The organism is Bacillus sp. FJAT-27916, from assembly GCF_001183965.1.
Lineage (GTDB): Bacteria > Bacillota > Bacilli > Bacillales > Pradoshiaceae > Pradoshia.
The window spans coordinates 729,539-745,922 of sequence record NZ_LFZV01000001.1; the positions used below are offsets into that span (position 1 = coordinate 729,539).

Sequence of the window (16,384 nt, forward strand, 5' to 3'; positions counted from 1 at the left end):
GAGCAAGCCCGATTTCGGGCTTGCTTTTCTTATTTCTTCTTATCAGTTACATAGCTGTCCTCTTTACGGTATGGAATATCACCGAGTGGCGATTCGATTCCTTCTTCGTCCAATTCTTCCTCATAAGCCTCAAGCTCCTCATTCCGGTAAACGGTGCGTTCACCATCTGGGCCGTTGCCGACAAAGTCCTCTATGTCATTCGGAGAATCACCTGATCGGTCTTCCTCTGGATACATATCGTCATACTCGCCGCTGTTATTGGCCATGTCGGACGGTGTTTCAGATGTTCCGTACCGAGCAGCATCCCCGAAGCTGTCACGGTAATCCTCGATTCGCGGGTCATAGGTGCGCTGCATGGAATCCTTTCTAGGGTCCTTGATTATACTTTCCTCGCTTGGCCGTTTTTCATCGGAGCGCCGGTCTGCGGCCTCTGCATGCTCTATGCAATAAAGGGTATTCGGAATGGCCTCCAGTCGTTCGAAAGGAATCTCCTGTCCGCATTCCCGGCATTTCCCGTAGGTCCCCTCATCAATGGCCTTTAATGCATCATCAATTCGATTTACTTGCTCTTCTTCATGAACATGAAGTGCGATATCCTTCTCCCGCTCAAATAATTCAGTTCCGAGGTCTGCAGGGTGATTATCATAGGCTGATAGCTCACTGACAGAATCTCGCTCGCTTAAATCCATACGGGAGTTCTTCCCGGACTGAATCTTTTCCAAGAGTTCAGATTTTTGGTCTTCCAATCTATCTTTCAACTGATTGATTTGGTCCTTTGAAATCATATTCTCACGTCCTTCTCGTATTTTATCAGATATATTTGGCAGATTATGTGTTAGTAGCCTGTATCATACAATACCCTGCGAGAATCGAAGGAAACCTTGCAGACTAAAAGAAAAAGACCTCCCTATATGAGAGGGCACTGAAAAACTTCGTTTTTTTCATAAGTTAAGTCGACAAACATAAAAAAGACGGCTCAAGTTCAGAATATGAATTTTTGAGCCGTCTTTTATTATTTTTAAGGGATATATTCCATCCCTTTTAGTTCAATAGGGTCAATATCCGTTTCACATTTACGGCGAAAATAGCCATAGCCCCTTGTAATTGCATACCAATCAGACCCGAGGAATTGGCTACATCATACCCGTGTCTGTGTTTTAATTCACTATTCTTTGCCTCAATTTTATACCGTTCTTTCGATTTCTCTTTAAAATACTCACTTTCTTGGAATTGTATCTGTTCCGTGTGTACATTTGATTTGATGCTTACGGAATAACTCTTGGTTTTGGCTCCTTCCTTATAGCACCCGTCTCTAAAAGGACAGACTTTACATTTTTCCACATCAAAATAATAGGTATCAACTTGATTTTTGCTGCCCCCTTTTTTTCCTTGCCGAGCCTTTCGTATGGCCATATGACCAGCTTTACAGACATACATTCCAGCGTCTTTATTAAAATCAAAAACATCTTCGCTTTTACGCGTCCCTTGCGTTACCGCTGGATTTAACTTAGCCACAAGCATCATTTCACTTTTATTCGCATACTCGATATTTCCCTTTTCAGAATAGGCGGCATCACCAATGACGGTTTGAATGTCCATGCCGGCTTTTTGACTCTTCTCAATCAGCGATTTCAATTGCTTTCCATCGTTCTTTTCGCCAGTTGTAATAACGGCGGCCGTAATAATACGTTCTTCGCTCATGGCAAGATGTGTTTTGTAACCGAAAAAGGAAGAGTCAGCTGATTTATGCCCAACTCGTGCGTCTGGATCCTTGGATAATTGGAGCTGGTCATTTATATCCTCAATGGTTTCCTTCAGTACATTTATTTTTTCCTTGACTTTAGGATACTCTTGTAGGACTTCATTCTTTTCAATCACCTCGATAAGCTTTTGGCTATAGCTCACCTCATCCTCTAAGACCTCTGTCTTGGACTTGGCTGGCAGTTGATTTTTTATCTGTTCATCCACTTGATAAACGGCTTTTCGAAGCAGCTTTGATTTCTCTGCCAACAGCTCTTTAGGCGTCTTTTGGTTATATCTAGCCTTGGAATGGGTGGAATCAACGATGATAGAATGGCTTTTAATGATTTCCTTTTCAATGGCGATTTCGACCGTTTTATTGATAAGCAAGTCCAAAAGATTAAGATCTTTTAAACGGAGCTTACGGAATTTCGTTAAAGAACTAGGATCTATGACATCATCCTCAGGAGACAGGTCTAAAAAATATTTGAACGACATATCGTACCGTGAGCGTTCCACGATGTCCACATCTGATAAGTCATAAATGGCTTTTAGCAATAGATACTTAAACATTCGGATGGGGTGAACGGCATTCCGTCCATTGTCATGACAATAATGGTCTTTCAGTTCATCATATACGAAGGAAAAATCAATAAGCTCATTGATTCTTCGAAGAATATTATCGTTAGGAACTATTAAATCGTAAAGAGCCGAATAAGGACTTAAGTTCATAGACAGTTGACGTTGAATCATCGTTACACCCACTTTTTTGTGATAAGGTAAGAATTCGACAAAAAAGCCCCTGTTCCTTCCATAGATTGAAGGAACAGGGGCTTTAGTAAGATTTAAGGACTTTTTCAGTGCCCTCCTATATGAGGAGATCTTTCTTGTATGTCGGCTATAAGATGAAGCCAATCAGCATGCCAAGTGCGAACAAAAGGCCATAGAAGGTGTTGGTTTGGCCGGTTGCTTTCATCGCGGGCATCATCTCATGCGGAGCCAGTTTACCCTTAAAGCCTTTGACTGCCTTCACTGCCTTTGGAATACTGAGAAGAACGAGCAATGTCCATGCAGAGGTTATCCCGAGAGCAATTAAGACAAATGCCCAAATATAGGAGATGACAAACATGGAGGCTAAGAGAATGACTGCCTTGTCATGACCAATTAAGATGGCAATTGTCCTGCGGCCGCCTTTTTGGTCTCCGATACGATCACGGATATTATTGGACAGCATAATAGCCCCGACTGTTAAGAAGAATGGCACCGTAATCAGCCAAGCATCATACGTAACGGCTCCAACTTGTATGAAGAAGGAGATGATGATGATTAACGCGCCCATGAAAAAGCCTGATGTCAGCTCGCCTAGTGGCGTGTAGGCAATTGGGAATGGCCCGCCGGTATAGAAATAGCCCATAGACATGGATAAAAGGCCAATTACGACAAGCCACCAGCTGCTGTTGGCGCAAATATAGGCTCCTAGCAGGATGGAAATTCCGTATAAGGATAAAGCCAAAGTCAGAATGGCTTTTGGAGAAATTCCTTCCCGAACGATGCCGCCGCCGATTCCAATGGATTCCTCCGTATCAAGGCCGCGCTTGAAATCGTAATATTCATTGAACAGATTGGTCGCGATTTGGATGAGCAGGGCGGCTGCCAGCATCGCGAAAAATAGCCCCCAGTGAAGAGATTCAACATGCTGATGGGCCAGGGCTGTTCCGACTAATACTGGCGTGAAGCCGGCTGTTAAAGTATGAGGTCTCGTTAATTTCCACCATACACGCCAGTCTTTCTTTCGGTAGTGAATCTTCTCGGTTTTGGTCGAGAGATGTTCCATAATGGTAAACTCCTTTACGCTAAAAATAACTAGGGAACGATGGCAAGGAAACATGATAAACTAATTATAAATTCCATTTAATCTAATAGTTCATATTTGAAGCATTACCCCATCCACTATAATATACTAAAAATAGTGTAGAGAAACGGCGGGGGAAGTGTCAATGTTTTTATAGCGTCTGTTCTCTTTTGGATGGAAGGGCTTTTCTTAGTAGAAATGAAAAGCAAATCATCCTGTTATACAAAAATTGACAGGTTAAAATGTGCGGGTGTATCTTTAAGAAAGCTTATGGATACAGGACCGGGGGGGATTTGAATGGCAATACAGCAAATAACAGATATGAAACATCGATTGGCTGAAACAATGAAGACTGTGAGGCAGACGAAGAAGGCTGTCCTTTTTAGTCATGTGGAAGCTGTGGCCGCTATGAAACCATTGCAAATCTATCAAACTAGCGGTCATTCATATAAAGGAGAACGCTTTTATTGGAGAGATTCTGCAGGTGATCTTGCTCTTTGCGGAATGGGGATTGCTGCAAAGCTCAAGCCTGACCGTATTGGCAGGAACCGTTTTACCCAAGTTCGTGAGCAATGGGAAGCGCTTTTGAGCAAAGCATCGATGAATACCGGCTTACATGAGGCGGCTACAGGACCGCTCTTATTTGGCGGTTTTTCCTTTGTGGAGGGAGAGAAGGCCTCCAGTGGTTTGTGGGAGGACCTCGAAGATTATCTATTTTACTTGCCTCGTTTTTTGCTGACTGAAAGTGCTCATGGAGTTTTTCTTACTTCGACAAAATTAATCACAGATGACTGTGAGGACCATATGATAGAAGAATTTCTAAGAGAAAGAGAACAGCTTTTATCGCTGCCTCCATTAATGGGAGCTTCTATTCCTGCTGTCTCTCAATTTGAAGAGAAGAATGCAGGGCGCTGGAAGAAGTCAATTGAACAGTCTGTGGAGGATATTCGCGCAGGGCTAATGGACAAGATTGTCCTTGCACGTGAATTAGATCTTCACTTTGAAGGAGCAGTACCGAGCGGGACAGTCCTTCAGAATTTAACGGAACAGCAGCCGGCAAGCTTTATCTTTGGATTAGAGTCCGGCAGCTCTTGCTTTCTTGGGGCCTCACCTGAGCGCCTGATCAAGAAAGAGGGTAAACAAGTATTCTCCGCCTGTTTAGCTGGTTCTACGAAAAGGGGCAGTGATGTTCATTCAGATGAACGCTTAGGAATGGAGCTATTGAATGATGAGAAGAATCGGTCTGAGCATGAATTCGTCGTCAGCATGATGAGGAAGGCAATGGAAGAGCAGTGTCTCGATTTGCATATTCCACAGGAACCGATTCTTATGAAGCTGGCGAACATCCAGCATCTTTACACACCTGTTAAAGGAACAGCACTGCCGAAGTCTTCAATCTTGGATTTTGTGGAATTATTGCATCCAACACCAGCGCTCGGCGGATCACCGAGGAAGGTGGCACTGCAGAAGATAGGTGAGTATGAGGAGATGGATCGAGGATTTTACTCTGCTCCTGTTGGATGGATGGATAGGGAAGGAAACGGAGATTTCGCCGTTGGTATCCGCTCTGGTCTTTTGAAGGGGAATCAAGCTTGCCTATTTGCAGGCTGCGGGATTGTCGAAGGCTCAGACCCAGAGAGCGAGTTCACGGAAACGAGAGTGAAATTTAAGCCGATGCTCAATGCTTTAGGAGGATTAACGTTATGAAACATCAAGAGGTTTTAACAGCCTATATTGCATCCTTTGTTGATGAATTGACTGCCTGCGGTGTCAGGGATGTAGTCATTAGCCCCGGCTCAAGGTCTACTCCGGTTGCTTACTGTATGGCAGAGCATGAAGAGATGCGTGTTCATGTAAATATTGATGAACGTTCTGCTGCTTTTTTCGCACTTGGCATGGCCAAGGAGAAAAGGAGCCCTGTCGCAATTTTATGTACGTCAGGAACAGCCGCAGCCAATTATTATCCAGCTATTGTCGAAGCCCATTATGCAAGGGTGCCATTGATTGTTCTTACGGCAGACAGGCCGCATGAATTAAGAGAGATAGGTGCTCCCCAGGCCATTGATCAGCTTCATTTATACGGACAGCATGTGAAATGGTTTGTAGAAATGTCCCTTCCTGATTCAGCAGTATCAATGCTCCATTATGCAAGGACTGTTGCGGCTCGGGCAGCTGGTACTGCGGCTCTCGCACCGGCTGGGCCAGTTCATATCAATATTCCGCTTCGTGAACCGCTGATTCCAAATTTATCAGAGATGAAGAAATGGGTAAGAGCAAGCGAAGAGAGTCGGGCAAGCATTGATGTTCGGCAGGGGAGTGCGATGCTCACGGCTGCACAGTTCGCTGATTGCCTAGAAGTCATTAAACAGTCTAAGCGTGGACTGATTATTTGCGGATCAATAGATCAGCCCGGATTTGATCATGCGGTCTTCCAACTTTCAAGAAAAACCGGTTTTCCGATTATTGCCGATCCTTTATCACAGCTTAGGGGAAGCAGTGAGGGTTCTGAAGAAATAATTGAAACCTATGACACTTTCTTGAAGGATTCGTCTTTATTCGAGCTTCTGAAACCGGATTTAATTATCCGGTTTGGTTCTATGCCGGTTTCTAAGCCGCTGCTCTTATTTATTAAGGCAATGGAGCGGGTTAATCACCTTGTTATTGATGGCGGTTTAGGATGGCGAGAACCGACAGGAATGGGTACACATATGCTGTATTGTGATGAAAGGGCTTTTTGTGAACAAATCTCAGCTGAACTGGAGTTTGATTTCAATCTAGAGTGGCATTCAATGTGGAAAGATACAGACCAGGCCGTAAAACAGCAGCTTCATTACATACATGATGAGACAGTTATTCAGGAGGGCAAGCTTTTCGCTAAGCTTAACAGCTTACTGCCGCATGGAGCGAATTTAGTGGTGGGAAACAGCATGCCGATAAGAAATGTAGATACGTTCTTCCATGATTCTCATAAAGAGATCCGTATTTTTGCCAATAGGGGTGCCAATGGAATTGATGGAACAGTTTCCACGGCTCTTGGTATTGCTGCATCATCAGATAGGCCTACGGTGCTGACTCTTGGAGATTTAAGTTTTTTCCATGATATGAATGGGTTTCTTGCCGCAAAGATGTATGGATTAAACCTTCTCGTACTTGTCATCAATAATGACGGGGGAGGCATATTCTCCTTCTTGCCGCAGGCAGAGGAGGAACGGCACTTTGAAGAACTATTTGGCACTCCTCATGGGCTGAGCTTTGAACATACGGCTGCTTTATATGGTGCCGGCTATGTTTGTCCAGCGACATGGGAGGAAGTAGATGAAGCCCTTCACAGCTGGTCGGAAAGTCCAGATTTCCGCATTGTAGAGATGAAGACAAATCGACAACATGATGTAGATGCCTATCGGGAATTGGTGAAAGGTGTTTCCCGGGAAATAAGAGTGCTGCATCATGTTGATTGAGCGTTTCATTCCAATCAACGGTAGCACTTATCATATCCGGATAATTGGGATAGGTGAACCGGTACTGCTGCTCCATGGCTTTACTGGAAGCAGCCATACATGGGACGAACTTATGGAAACGTACAAGGATATGTACCGCTTCATTGCGGTGGACCTGCTCGGTCATGGGAAAACAAGTGCGCCTAATTGTCATGAGAGATACAGGATGGAGGAGGCAGCGGATGATTTAAGAGCAATCCTCGATGATCTTGGTCTGGCTAGAGTGCATGTGCTTGGTTATTCGATGGGAGGAAGGTTGGCACTTGGGTTTGCTGTCCGTTTCCCAGAATATGTGATGAGTCTCACCCTTGAGAGTTCCTCTCCAGGTCTTCCTTCTGCCATTGAGCAGGAGGACCGTCGAAAGAAGGATGCTGCATTGGCTGCCAGGATTGAAGAGATAGGCGTAGAGAGGTTTGCGGATGAATGGAGCCGGATTCCTCTCTTTGCTACACAAGAGACATTGCCAAAAGAAATAAAGGACCGAGTGAGGGAAGAGCGGGTATCCCAAAGGGCAGCAGGTCTAGCCGGAAGTCTGCTGGGAATGGGAACTGGATCTCAGCCTTCCTGCTGGGGAGAGCTGGCGGGGCTGCAAATGCCCGTTCAGCTTCTTGCTGGCGAGCTTGACTCGAAATTCGTGCGCATAGCTAAACAAATGGCCGATGCGCTGCCTTTTCCACAAATTTCGATAATTGAGGGTGCCGGTCATGCAATTCACGTGGAGAAACCGGCGGAATTTGGTAGAATAGTAGTTGACTATTTAAAAAGGAGGAAATATGATGGCGATTGAATGGGTTCCAATTCGTACATACGATGAAATTCTCTATGAAAAATATAATGGGATTGCCAAAATTACAATCAACAGGCCTGAGGTCAGAAATGCATTCACACCTAAAACGGTGATGGAGCTGATTGATGCTTTCTCACGCGCCCGTGATGATAATGAAATTGGGGTTATTATTCTTACAGGAGCTGGAGACTTAGCCTTCTGTTCAGGCGGAGACCAAAAGGTCAGAGGACATGGCGGATATGTCGGTGATGACGAAATCCCTCGCTTGAACGTGCTGGATCTTCAACGTTTGATTCGTGTTATTCCAAAACCTGTCGTGGCCATGGTTGCCGGCTATGCAATCGGCGGCGGACATGTACTGCATGTGGTCTGTGACTTAACAATCGCGGCAGAAAACGCTCGCTTCGGCCAAACTGGCCCGAATGTCGGAAGCTTTGATGCCGGCTATGGTGCAGGCTACTTGGCACGAATCGTCGGACATAAGAAAGCGAAGGAAATCTGGTACCTATGCCGACAATATGATGCACAGGAAGCGCTTGAAATGGGGCTTGTCAACAAAGTAGTGCCTCTTGAAGAATTAGAAAAGGAAACAGTAGAGTGGTGCGAAATCATGCTTGAGAAGAGTCCAACTGCTCTTCGATTCCTTAAAGCATCCTTCAATGCAGATACAGACGGTCTTGCAGGCTTACAGCAATTAGCAGGAGATGCAACCTTGCTTTACTACACAACGGATGAAGCAAAAGAAGGACGAGATGCCTTTAAGGAGAAACGGAAACCAGACTTTGGCCAATTCCCAAGATTCCCTTGATTTTATACAAACAGCTTGACGTGTCATTTCGTCAGGCTGTTTCCATTTTTGCAGATTGAAAAAGGTGAGGATATGTTTATACAAGGAAAATCATCAATACCGCAATTTCTCAGCCAACGTGCATCTTTGACTCCGAACAGAGCTGCCTTGTTCTTTGAAGGGAGTGTCTGGACCTTTGAGGAGCTTAAAAATATGTCTCTCTTATATGCCAAAAGGCTGACGGGATTGGGCATCATGCGCGGACAGTGCGTGGCCATCCAAATGAATAATAGTGCTGAGATGGTTTTTATTATTCATGGTCTAATGCTGATTGGCACTCAAACGCTTCTGCTGAATGGAAGGTTGACCGACCATGAGCGTGAGTGGCAGCTCCAGGATGCAGATGCAGCCTTCCTGATTACAGATAGGGAAACGGAAAGCGAGACCAGCATCATTGCGTTGAACACGTTAAGGGAGACGGAGCCGCAGCCTTTTCCTATTATCAAAGAAATGAATCTCAATGAAACAGCGACCATTATGTATACATCCGGGACAACGGGAAAGGCAAAGGCTGTTAGGCAAACCTATGGCAACCACCTATCCAGTGCTTTCGGATCCATGCTTAATCTCGGACTTAGAGAGAATGACAAATGGTTGTGTGCGATGCCGTTATTTCATATCAGCGGGTTATCTATTCTGCTGCGTTCCGTCATCTATGGCAGTGCAGTTGTCCTTCACAGGCATTTTGACCCGAAGCTTGCGAATCAGGAGATTTTGACTGAAGGTGTGACCATTATGTCAATTGTGTCTACGATGCTGAGCCGTATGCTGGATGATTTGAACGAGGCTGAATATCCTGCATCCTTTTATGGCATGCTCTTAGGCGGGGGACCGGCACCTATGCCATTGCTTGAACGTACGGCAGAAAAGAACATCCGAGTATTCCAGACATATGGGATGACGGAGACCTCCTCTCAGATTGCGACTCTTGCCCCGGAGGATGCTTTAAGGAAGCTTGGTTCTGCCGGTAAGCCTTTATTCCCGTGTGAGATTTCCATTTGGAAGGATGGCCGGGAAGCAGACCCACATGAACCTGGAGAAATTCGGGTTAAAGGGCCGAATGTGACGCCGGGTTATCTTCATGACAGAGGGAAAGAGTCATTTGCTGGCGGCTGGTTCCATACAGGTGACCTTGGCTATTTGGATGAGGAGGGCTATTTATACATGCTTGACCGCCGTTCTGATTTAATTATCTCCGGCGGGGAGAATGTGTATCCAGCAGAGGTTGAATCTGTGTTAAGTGCCCATCCCGTTGTCAAAGAAGCAGGTGTAATAGGACTAAATGATGACGTATGGGGTGCCGTACCAGGTGCTGCTCTTGTATTGCAGGAAGGGGCTGTATTCAATAAGGAGGAAATCCTTCAATTCTGCACTGAAAGGCTTGCCAAGTACAAGATTCCCAAGCATTTTATTGTTATGAACGAGCTTCCCCGCAATGCTTCAAATAAGCTTGTACGAAAGGAATTAACTAAATATTTCCTGTGAATTCAGAAAATTAGGTGAAGGACTTATTCTTTTCAGTCTTGATTTCCAGTATAATAATAAAAAAGACTTGAGAAGGCGGGGAGAAAATGGCTCGTTCGAAAAAGCAATATTTGATTGCTGAGATTCTATTGCGGCGCGGACTTCCATTATCAGTGATAACCGCGATTACCAACATTGCTGAAAAAGAAGTGGCAACCTTATTAAAGGAAATTAAATGAATGAGAGCGCCTTATTGAAGGCGCTTTCATTTTTTGTATCAGAAATAAAAAGACTCATCCTCCCGCAGATAGATGAGCCTAATGGTGAATCATTAAGGTTAGCTATGCTGACGGATCAGATTCGTCAACCGGCTGCTGAGTGACGGTAAGTCCCCTTTGTCATACGTAAATCGTACAAAGCTCTCATCAAGACCGAGTCCCTCAAAGATGCCAAAGCCTCTTGCTCTTCTGTCAATCTGCAAAAGTACTTCAATTTCATCTCTTGAAACATAAAAGATGGCCTCTAGTTCATCAAGCTTGGAGCGGAATTCACCGCTGATTGGTTTAAACTCAAATTCCTGCACGAATGGGAATCGCTTCCGAACGGATGCGGATGCCTTTTTGCATTCGACCTCGCGCAGACGGAACCCTAATTGATTAACAGTCTGCAGGAATTCAAGGACGAGCGGATGCGGGTTGATGTCGATATAATCCTGGTCCTGAGGGTCAACGGCATTTTTAATATCTAATCCTGTCTGAATCCATGCCCGCGTTCTTCCCTTGGTGATTGGAACATCGAACGGCAGCTGAAAGGAGAAAGGAATCTCCTTTACTTCATCTGGCTGTATGAGAAACGCTTCAGATAATTGATACTTTTCGATCTCAGCTTTCTGAGTGTATTTATGGTCATCCTTCTCCACCTCGTACGTAGCCATTAGCGACAAATAGAGGCGGTCAATCTGCTGTTCCGTTTTTCCCCCTTTGATGACAATCTTACCGGCTAATTCTTCACCAACTGTATAACTTGTTTGATACAATTGCGTATCGACCTTGGCAGCTCCAATCCCAATCGAACTCAGCATCTTATTTAGCATCACTCAACTTCTCCCTTTTTGAAAAAGTATATATTTTGAATTTATTATATAATCTTCCTTGTCTTAATACTAGTTAAAATGTCCTGTTTTCATTATAAAAAGAGGCCTCTCTGAAAGAAGCCCCTTGAATTTAAAGGATATCATTTGATGGACGGAATGTCTTACAACCGGTATCGCCGCTTTTATAAGCACGCTCCTCGGAATAGGTATTCACTTGAATCTTTTCGGCTGCGCATTTATTGCCTGCCTTCCAAAAATGGCATGAATCCACGGAACATTTGACTCCATTTGGCATCATCAATCTCCTCCTTTGGCATTAGGATGCGGCCGGAGAGAAGTTTTATGAGCAGAAAAAACTGGACAAAACATCAAAAAAGCGGAAGCACCTAGCTTCCGCTTCTGTTTAATTTAAAGCTGTCTTTAATGACTTGAGATTATCTTCCATGATAGAGAAATAATCACGATTGTCATTGAGATCATCCTGTGTCAGTGTAGCTAAATTATGAATCGGGAGAGATGTCAAATCAGCCTCATTTTTGATGACATCTGTCAATTTGCTGCTGACATTCTGCTCGACGAGAATATAGGTTAAATCATGATCTTCAGCTGTATCCACAAGATTTTGCAAGGATTTTTGGCTTGGCTCCTCTGATGTGGAAATACCAGAGACACTGATTTGATCAAGGCCGTATCGCTCTGCCCAATAACCAAATGCTGCATGGGAAACCAAGAATTCTGAGTGCTTGGCGTTTGTAGTAGCTGCAGCAAATTCTTCATTCAAATTGTCCAGTTTCTTGGCTAAAGTCTGATAGTTTTCTTCGAATACACCACTTTGCTCTGGGAGCTTCTCAGAAAGGGAATCCTTGATTAGTTCCGCCATTTCCTTTGCATAGACCGGGTCTATCCAAAGGTGCGGGTCTACGGAGCCATGATCGTGTCCATCGTCTGCTTCTTCCTCGTGGTCATGGCCCTCTTCCTCGTGGTCATGGTCCTCCTCCTCGATATGAACATCCTCGCCAATGGCAACCATCTCTACATCTTCGTTCTTTAAGGTTTTCTCGGCGCTTGTGACAAAGCCCTCGAGGTTATAGCCGATATAATAGAATAGGTCAGCTTCTGCGATATTAATGATGTCCTTTTGAGTCGGTTCAAAGGTATGCTCATCTACTCCGGCTGGATAGATAGAGCTGACATTCACATATTCGCCGCCAATCTGCTCAGTAAAATATTGGAGCGGGTAAACGGTGGTGTAGATTGTTAATGCAGAATCGTCTTTTTTAGTTTCGGATGAGGATGAACCGCAGCCAGCTAAGAAGACGGATACTGTAAGAATTAGTGCAAATGCAAATGTTAGCTTACGCAAAGCTATAGCCTCCTTTTTATCTTAATCGTACTGATTACGATTTAAATGGCATAAAAATAAATCGAAACGATTTCGATTTGACATATGGCTATCATACAGTGGTTTTTTTGATAAATCAAGTGTTTTTATCATCCTTTGTTTTTTTCTCAGGGACGGGGTCAAATCCGCCTGGATGGAATGGATGACATTTTGATATCCGTTTAATCGTCAGCCAAGTTCCTTTCAATGCGCCAAAACGTTCTATTGCCTCCAGCCCATAAGTGGAGCAGGTTGGGTAGAAACGGCAGCTTGGCGGTTTCAGGGGGGAGATGCCGACTCGGTAAAAATGAATGATCTTCAAAAGAATCTTTTTCATGTTTAATAACTTCTTTCATTTTTTGATTTGTTCCACCATATGATAAAGTTTTTTGCTTGAAACATCAAATTTTAGAGATGAAATATAGTCAGGGAAGAGGTAGAATGAAAGGAGTAAAAAAGGAGGTCATCATCATATGCCATCTGTAGAAAGCTTTGAATTGGACCATAATGCGGTAAAAGCCCCCTATGTACGTCATTGCGGTGTTCATAAGGTAGGGAGCGACGGTGTTGTCAATAAGTTTGATATTCGTTTCTGCCAGCCAAATAAGCAGGCGATGAAGCCGGATGCGATTCATACATTAGAACATTTGCTTGCCTTTAATATCCGTAAGTATGCGGAGGATTACACGCATTTCGATATTATCGATATCTCGCCAATGGGATGCCAGACCGGGTTTTATCTTGTGGTGAGCGGGGAGCCGACGGTTGAGGAAATCATTGATGTCCTTGATAAAACGATGAAGGAAGCGGTGGAGATTACCGAGATTCCAGCCGCTAACGAGAAACAATGCGGTCAGGCTAAATTGCATGATCTTGAGGGCGCAAAGAAATTAATGAATTTCTGGCTCAAACAATCAAAGGAAGAATTGAAGCAAGTATTTGCCTGATTTTTAAAGGAGGAGTGATTCCTCCTTTTTTATTTTTCCTCAGAAGGCCTTTTTTCTTGGATGTTAGGGTTATTCTCGATGGGGTCAATTGTATGTTTGTATCCATATGCTTTGGTGGTGACCATGGCCGTAACAGCGATTACGGCTACGATAATAATGGCACTTACGAGAAATACGATGTACATCATTCCCATTCATTATCCTCCTAAAAGACGCAGATAAGGCTAGTATAACATTTTTTGAGAACAACGAAAAAAAACCTCCTTTAGTCAGGAAGGTTCGGCTATGTATGCATGCCAATCAATGGAGAAATTTTGAAGGGTCATGGTCGAATGTATCATTCGCAAAGCGCCTCTTCAGGCTGTCAGTTAAATAAAGCCCCATTAAATTATATAGTTCACGATCCTCAAGCTCTGAAATCAATTGCAGAACATCATTGCGGTCTAATTGCTCTAAAACGGCAAGCGCCAATACATCGATGTCTTCATCATCCCCGGTCAGCTTATCACGGTACAGCTGGTATAGTTCATCAATGAAATTCATTCTTTAAACTCCTTTCCAATTATTTTCTCTATCCATATAGTATTTGTTTACCCCAACATGAATAAGTCTACTCTTGAAAAACAAGAAATATTGTAAAAGGATGCGTCGAATAAGGGGGAATCCCGATGGAATGCTATAATTTTATGTAGGAAAAGCAGGAAAGAACACTCTTGATGAGGAGGTGGTATGAGATGAAGAGGTTTTATGATTATTATGATAATCAAGTGCAGTGGAATGATAAGCAAGGTTTATTCGGGCAAGCGGCAGCCCATGTATTAGTCATTTGTTCCTATCAAGGCAAGTGGCTGCTGACGAAGCATCCAAAGCGAGGAATTGAGTTTCCAGGAGGAAAGGTTGAAGAAAATGAAACCCCTGTTCAGGCAGCAGTGCGTGAAGTGAATGAAGAAACAGGGGGAATCGCGGGAGATATGATTCCTCTTGGTGAATATAAGGTGGAGAGTGAGCCATCGTCTATCATTAAGGCGGTTTACTATGCAGATATTGTCCGGCTGGAGGATAAAGGAAGCTATATGGAAACTGATGGGCCCCTCTTAGTTGATCGATTGCCGGACAATTATCAAACAAGCTCTGACTATAGCTTTATCATGAAAGACAAAGTTGTTCCCTATGCATTGGACCGATTAGCTGCAATCAATGATGCTGGTCACGAATAAGCTTTGATTCCAGAAATTCAACGAATTTATACATAACGGTGGCAAAGACCGCGATGACAAGCAAGGCCATGAGCACAAGGGTGAAATTAAAAACCTGGAACCCGTAGATGATTAAATATCCGAGTCCCTCGGAGCTGACCAGGAATTCTCCTACAATGACGCCGACCCAGGCAAGGCCGACATTGACCTTTAGCGTAGATATGATAACTGGCAGGGAATAGGGGAGGACAGCTTCCATAAAGATACGGCCCCGCCCAGCCTTAAAGGTTTGCAGCACCTTTATATAATTCGGATCAATCTCTCTAAAGCTCGTATACACGACAATGGTTGTGATAATGACAGAGATGATAATCCCGTTTGCGATGATGGATGTCATACCCGGGCCCATAGCCACGATTATAATGGGACCGAGAGCGACCTTTGGCATCGCATTAAAGATAACAAGATACGGGTCCAGAACCTTGGAGAGAAGCGGTGACCACCAGAGTGCAGCAGCCAGCATCGTGCCAAGCAGTGTGCCGAGAATGAAGCTGACAACCGTTTCAAATAAGGTGAGACCGGAATGAATAGCCAGACTCCCATCCTGAATCTTTTCAATCAGCATTTTGACGACTTTTGATGGAGCAGAGAAAAGAAGCGGATCAATCCAGAGAAGACGGCTCGCCGTCTCCCATAGAGCAAAGAAGAGCACGAATAGTATTCCTTGGTAGCCCCATACTTGGCGCTGTGATTTCTTCAATTGCTGGAGATAGCCGCGATGAAGGGCTTGCACTTTCTGTTCATCAGGCATATTGCTCCATCTCCTTCCAGATGGCTTGGAATACTTCATTGTAATCCGGGTGATTCCTGGCTGTGAATGGGGAGAGATTCCTTACTTCCTCCGGGACAATAAATTCCTTATGAATTTTGCCAGGATGGGGTGAAAGCAGGAAAATACGGTCGCTCATGGCAACGGCCTCCCCGATATCATGGGTGACGAGAATCGCTGTTTTCCCAAAGGACTTTAAGGTTGATGAGACCAGGTCCTCTAATTTCAGCTTTGTTTGGAAGTCAAGAGCAGAGAAGGGTTCGTCGAGTAATAAAAGAGTCGGATTTGTGGCGAGTGTACGCACGAGAGCGACCCGCTGCCGCATACCGCCTGAAAGCTCGCGTGGGAATTTCCCTAACACATCGCCGAGCCCGATTTGCTCGAGTAAAGAAAGGGCACTGGCCTCATGCTCATCGTCTAGCTTCTTTAACAGCTTAGGACCAATCAGGATATTTTCCTTAATAGTCTTCCATGGAAAGAGATAATCCTGCTGAAGCATGTAGCCAATATCCTCTCGGCTCTCTAAGACATTATGGCCTGAGATGGTTACAGAGCCCTCTGTAGGCTTCATCAGACCCGAAACAATGGAGAGCAAGGTAGTTTTACCGCAGCCGCTTGGGCCGAGAAGAGAAATGAATTCTCCCTTCTCGACGCTTAACGTAATGTCTTCAAGTGCAGCTGCAGCTTCATTTTTGGATAAATAGAGGTGTGAGACATTTTTAATTTGGAGTAAAGGCATGGTGCTATATTC

General features: G+C 44.3%; 19 protein-coding genes. 8 read left to right on the forward strand and 11 right to left on the reverse strand.

Annotation, left to right across the window (positions count from 1 at the left end):
- Window positions 1-29: 29 nt before the first annotated feature.
- The 3 genes from AC622_RS03490 to AC622_RS03500 form a co-directional block, all read right to left on the reverse strand.
- Window positions 30-785, reverse strand: a complete 756-nt coding sequence (locus AC622_RS03490; RefSeq protein WP_049669786.1) for a TraR/DksA C4-type zinc finger protein — start codon at window positions 783-785, stop codon at window positions 30-32.
- Window positions 786-1,041: 256 nt separating this feature from the next.
- Window positions 1,042-2,493: an IS1182 family transposase gene (locus AC622_RS03495; protein ID WP_049669787.1), complete on the reverse strand. Its 1,452-nt coding sequence runs from the start codon at window positions 2,491-2,493 to the stop codon at window positions 1,042-1,044.
- A 145-nt stretch (window positions 2,494-2,638) separates the two neighbouring features.
- On the reverse strand, window positions 2,639-3,574 hold the full coding sequence (locus AC622_RS03500; protein WP_049669788.1) for a 1,4-dihydroxy-2-naphthoate polyprenyltransferase: 936 nt from the start codon (window positions 3,572-3,574) through the stop codon (window positions 2,639-2,641).
- A 315-nt stretch (window positions 3,575-3,889) separates the two neighbouring features.
- Between AC622_RS03500 and AC622_RS03505 the strand changes: the two genes are divergently transcribed.
- From AC622_RS03505 to AC622_RS21485, 6 genes are all read left to right on the forward strand, one after another.
- The gene (locus AC622_RS03505) at window positions 3,890-5,299 is read left to right on the forward strand and encodes an isochorismate synthase (RefSeq protein WP_049669789.1); all 1,410 of its coding nucleotides are present in this window, start codon (window positions 3,890-3,892) and stop codon (window positions 5,297-5,299) included.
- Window positions 5,296-7,050, forward strand: a complete 1,755-nt coding sequence (menD, locus tag AC622_RS03510; protein WP_049669790.1) for a 2-succinyl-5-enolpyruvyl-6-hydroxy-3-cyclohexene-1-carboxylic-acid synthase — start codon at window positions 5,296-5,298, stop codon at window positions 7,048-7,050. Before AC622_RS03505 ends, menD begins: the two co-directional genes overlap by 4 nt.
- Window positions 7,040-7,876, forward strand: a complete 837-nt coding sequence (menH, locus tag AC622_RS03515; RefSeq protein ID WP_082197007.1) for a 2-succinyl-6-hydroxy-2,4-cyclohexadiene-1-carboxylate synthase — start codon at window positions 7,040-7,042, stop codon at window positions 7,874-7,876. The genes menD and menH overlap by 11 nt, the downstream gene beginning before the upstream one ends.
- Complete coding sequence (menB, locus tag AC622_RS03520; RefSeq protein ID WP_049669791.1) at window positions 7,866-8,684, forward strand: 1,4-dihydroxy-2-naphthoyl-CoA synthase; 819 nt, start codon at window positions 7,866-7,868, stop codon at window positions 8,682-8,684. The genes menH and menB overlap by 11 nt, the downstream gene beginning before the upstream one ends.
- 72 nt (window positions 8,685-8,756) lie before the next feature.
- Entirely contained in the window at window positions 8,757-10,208 is a 1,452-nt protein-coding gene (locus AC622_RS03525) for an o-succinylbenzoate--CoA ligase (RefSeq protein WP_049672767.1), read from the forward strand.
- A gap of 86 nt (window positions 10,209-10,294) precedes the next feature.
- Entirely contained in the window at window positions 10,295-10,426 is a 132-nt protein-coding gene (locus tag AC622_RS21485; RefSeq protein ID WP_269431770.1) for a hypothetical protein, read from the forward strand.
- Between the two features lie 98 nt (window positions 10,427-10,524).
- On the opposite strand, the gene AC622_RS03530 is transcribed toward AC622_RS21485, so the two are convergent.
- The 4 genes from AC622_RS03530 to yidD form a co-directional block, all read right to left on the reverse strand.
- The gene (locus tag AC622_RS03530) at window positions 10,525-11,280 is read right to left on the reverse strand and encodes a sporulation protein (protein ID WP_049669792.1); all 756 of its coding nucleotides are present in this window, start codon (window positions 11,278-11,280) and stop codon (window positions 10,525-10,527) included.
- Window positions 11,281-11,410: 130 nt separating this feature from the next.
- Window positions 11,411-11,578 (reverse strand): DUF1540 domain-containing protein, encoded by a 168-nt coding sequence (locus AC622_RS20500; RefSeq protein ID WP_231589471.1) that lies wholly within the window; start codon window positions 11,576-11,578, stop codon window positions 11,411-11,413.
- Window positions 11,579-11,683: 105 nt separating this feature from the next.
- Window positions 11,684-12,643 (reverse strand): metal ABC transporter solute-binding protein, Zn/Mn family, encoded by a 960-nt coding sequence (locus tag AC622_RS03535; protein WP_049669793.1) that lies wholly within the window; start codon window positions 12,641-12,643, stop codon window positions 11,684-11,686.
- A gap of 115 nt (window positions 12,644-12,758) precedes the next feature.
- Window positions 12,759-12,998 carry a membrane protein insertion efficiency factor YidD gene (gene yidD / locus AC622_RS03540; RefSeq protein WP_049669794.1) on the reverse strand — a complete coding sequence of 80 codons (240 nt, stop codon included), beginning with the start codon at window positions 12,996-12,998 and terminating at the stop codon, window positions 12,759-12,761.
- A gap of 136 nt (window positions 12,999-13,134) precedes the next feature.
- Here yidD and AC622_RS03545 point away from each other — a divergent pair, with 136 nt between their 5' ends.
- Window positions 13,135-13,608: an S-ribosylhomocysteine lyase gene (locus tag AC622_RS03545; RefSeq protein WP_049669795.1), complete on the forward strand. Its 474-nt coding sequence runs from the start codon at window positions 13,135-13,137 to the stop codon at window positions 13,606-13,608.
- Window positions 13,609-13,637: 29 nt separating this feature from the next.
- On the opposite strand, the gene ytzI is transcribed toward AC622_RS03545, so the two are convergent.
- Window positions 13,638-13,802 (reverse strand): YtzI protein, encoded by a 165-nt coding sequence (gene ytzI, locus AC622_RS20505; protein ID WP_231589472.1) that lies wholly within the window; start codon window positions 13,800-13,802, stop codon window positions 13,638-13,640.
- A 106-nt stretch (window positions 13,803-13,908) separates the two neighbouring features.
- The gene (locus AC622_RS03550; protein ID WP_049669796.1) at window positions 13,909-14,151 is read right to left on the reverse strand and encodes a DUF6154 family protein; all 243 of its coding nucleotides are present in this window, start codon (window positions 14,149-14,151) and stop codon (window positions 13,909-13,911) included.
- A gap of 191 nt (window positions 14,152-14,342) precedes the next feature.
- Here AC622_RS03550 and ytkD point away from each other — a divergent pair, with 191 nt between their 5' ends.
- Entirely contained in the window at window positions 14,343-14,825 is a 483-nt protein-coding gene (gene ytkD, locus AC622_RS03555) for an RNA deprotection pyrophosphohydrolase (protein WP_049669797.1), read from the forward strand.
- On the opposite strand, the gene AC622_RS03560 is transcribed toward ytkD, so the two are convergent.
- Window positions 14,803-15,615: an ABC transporter permease gene (locus AC622_RS03560; protein ID WP_049669798.1), complete on the reverse strand. Its 813-nt coding sequence runs from the start codon at window positions 15,613-15,615 to the stop codon at window positions 14,803-14,805. The genes ytkD and AC622_RS03560 overlap by 23 nt on opposite strands.
- A complete protein-coding gene (locus AC622_RS03565; protein WP_049669799.1) occupies window positions 15,608-16,372 on the reverse strand; it encodes an ABC transporter ATP-binding protein in 765 nt (254 codons plus the stop codon). The genes AC622_RS03560 and AC622_RS03565 overlap by 8 nt, the downstream gene beginning before the upstream one ends.
- Window positions 16,373-16,384: the final 12 nt, after the last annotated feature.

Coding starts and splice junctions, on each gene's coding strand:
- AC622_RS03490 (WP_049669786.1), bottom strand. CDS start 785: ATGATTTCAAAGGACCAAATCAATCAGTTGAAAGATAGATTGGAAGAC.
- AC622_RS03495 (WP_049669787.1), bottom strand. CDS start 2,493: ATGATTCAACGTCAACTGTCTATGAACTTAAGTCCTTATTCGGCTCTT.
- AC622_RS03500 (WP_049669788.1), bottom strand. CDS start 3,574: ATGGAACATCTCTCGACCAAAACCGAGAAGATTCACTACCGAAAGAAA.
- AC622_RS03505 (WP_049669789.1), top strand. CDS start 3,890: ATGGCAATACAGCAAATAACAGATATGAAACATCGATTGGCTGAAACA.
- menD (WP_049669790.1), top strand. CDS start 5,296: ATGAAACATCAAGAGGTTTTAACAGCCTATATTGCATCCTTTGTTGAT.
- menH (WP_082197007.1), top strand. CDS start 7,040: ATGTTGATTGAGCGTTTCATTCCAATCAACGGTAGCACTTATCATATC.
- menB (WP_049669791.1), top strand. CDS start 7,866: ATGGCGATTGAATGGGTTCCAATTCGTACATACGATGAAATTCTCTAT.
- AC622_RS03525 (WP_049672767.1), top strand. CDS start 8,757: ATGTTTATACAAGGAAAATCATCAATACCGCAATTTCTCAGCCAACGT.
- AC622_RS21485 (WP_269431770.1), top strand. CDS start 10,295: ATGGCTCGTTCGAAAAAGCAATATTTGATTGCTGAGATTCTATTGCGG.
- AC622_RS03530 (WP_049669792.1), bottom strand. CDS start 11,280: ATGCTAAATAAGATGCTGAGTTCGATTGGGATTGGAGCTGCCAAGGTC.
- AC622_RS20500 (WP_231589471.1), bottom strand. CDS start 11,578: ATGATGCCAAATGGAGTCAAATGTTCCGTGGATTCATGCCATTTTTGG.
- yidD (WP_049669794.1), bottom strand. CDS start 12,998: ATGAAAAAGATTCTTTTGAAGATCATTCATTTTTACCGAGTCGGCATC.
- AC622_RS03545 (WP_049669795.1), top strand. CDS start 13,135: ATGCCATCTGTAGAAAGCTTTGAATTGGACCATAATGCGGTAAAAGCC.
- ytzI (WP_231589472.1), bottom strand. CDS start 13,802: ATGGGAATGATGTACATCGTATTTCTCGTAAGTGCCATTATTATCGTA.
- AC622_RS03550 (WP_049669796.1), bottom strand. CDS start 14,151: ATGAATTTCATTGATGAACTATACCAGCTGTACCGTGATAAGCTGACC.
- ytkD (WP_049669797.1), top strand. CDS start 14,343: ATGAAGAGGTTTTATGATTATTATGATAATCAAGTGCAGTGGAATGAT.
- AC622_RS03560 (WP_049669798.1), bottom strand. CDS start 15,615: ATGCCTGATGAACAGAAAGTGCAAGCCCTTCATCGCGGCTATCTCCAG.
- AC622_RS03565 (WP_049669799.1), bottom strand. CDS start 16,372: ATGCCTTTACTCCAAATTAAAAATGTCTCACACCTCTATTTATCCAAA.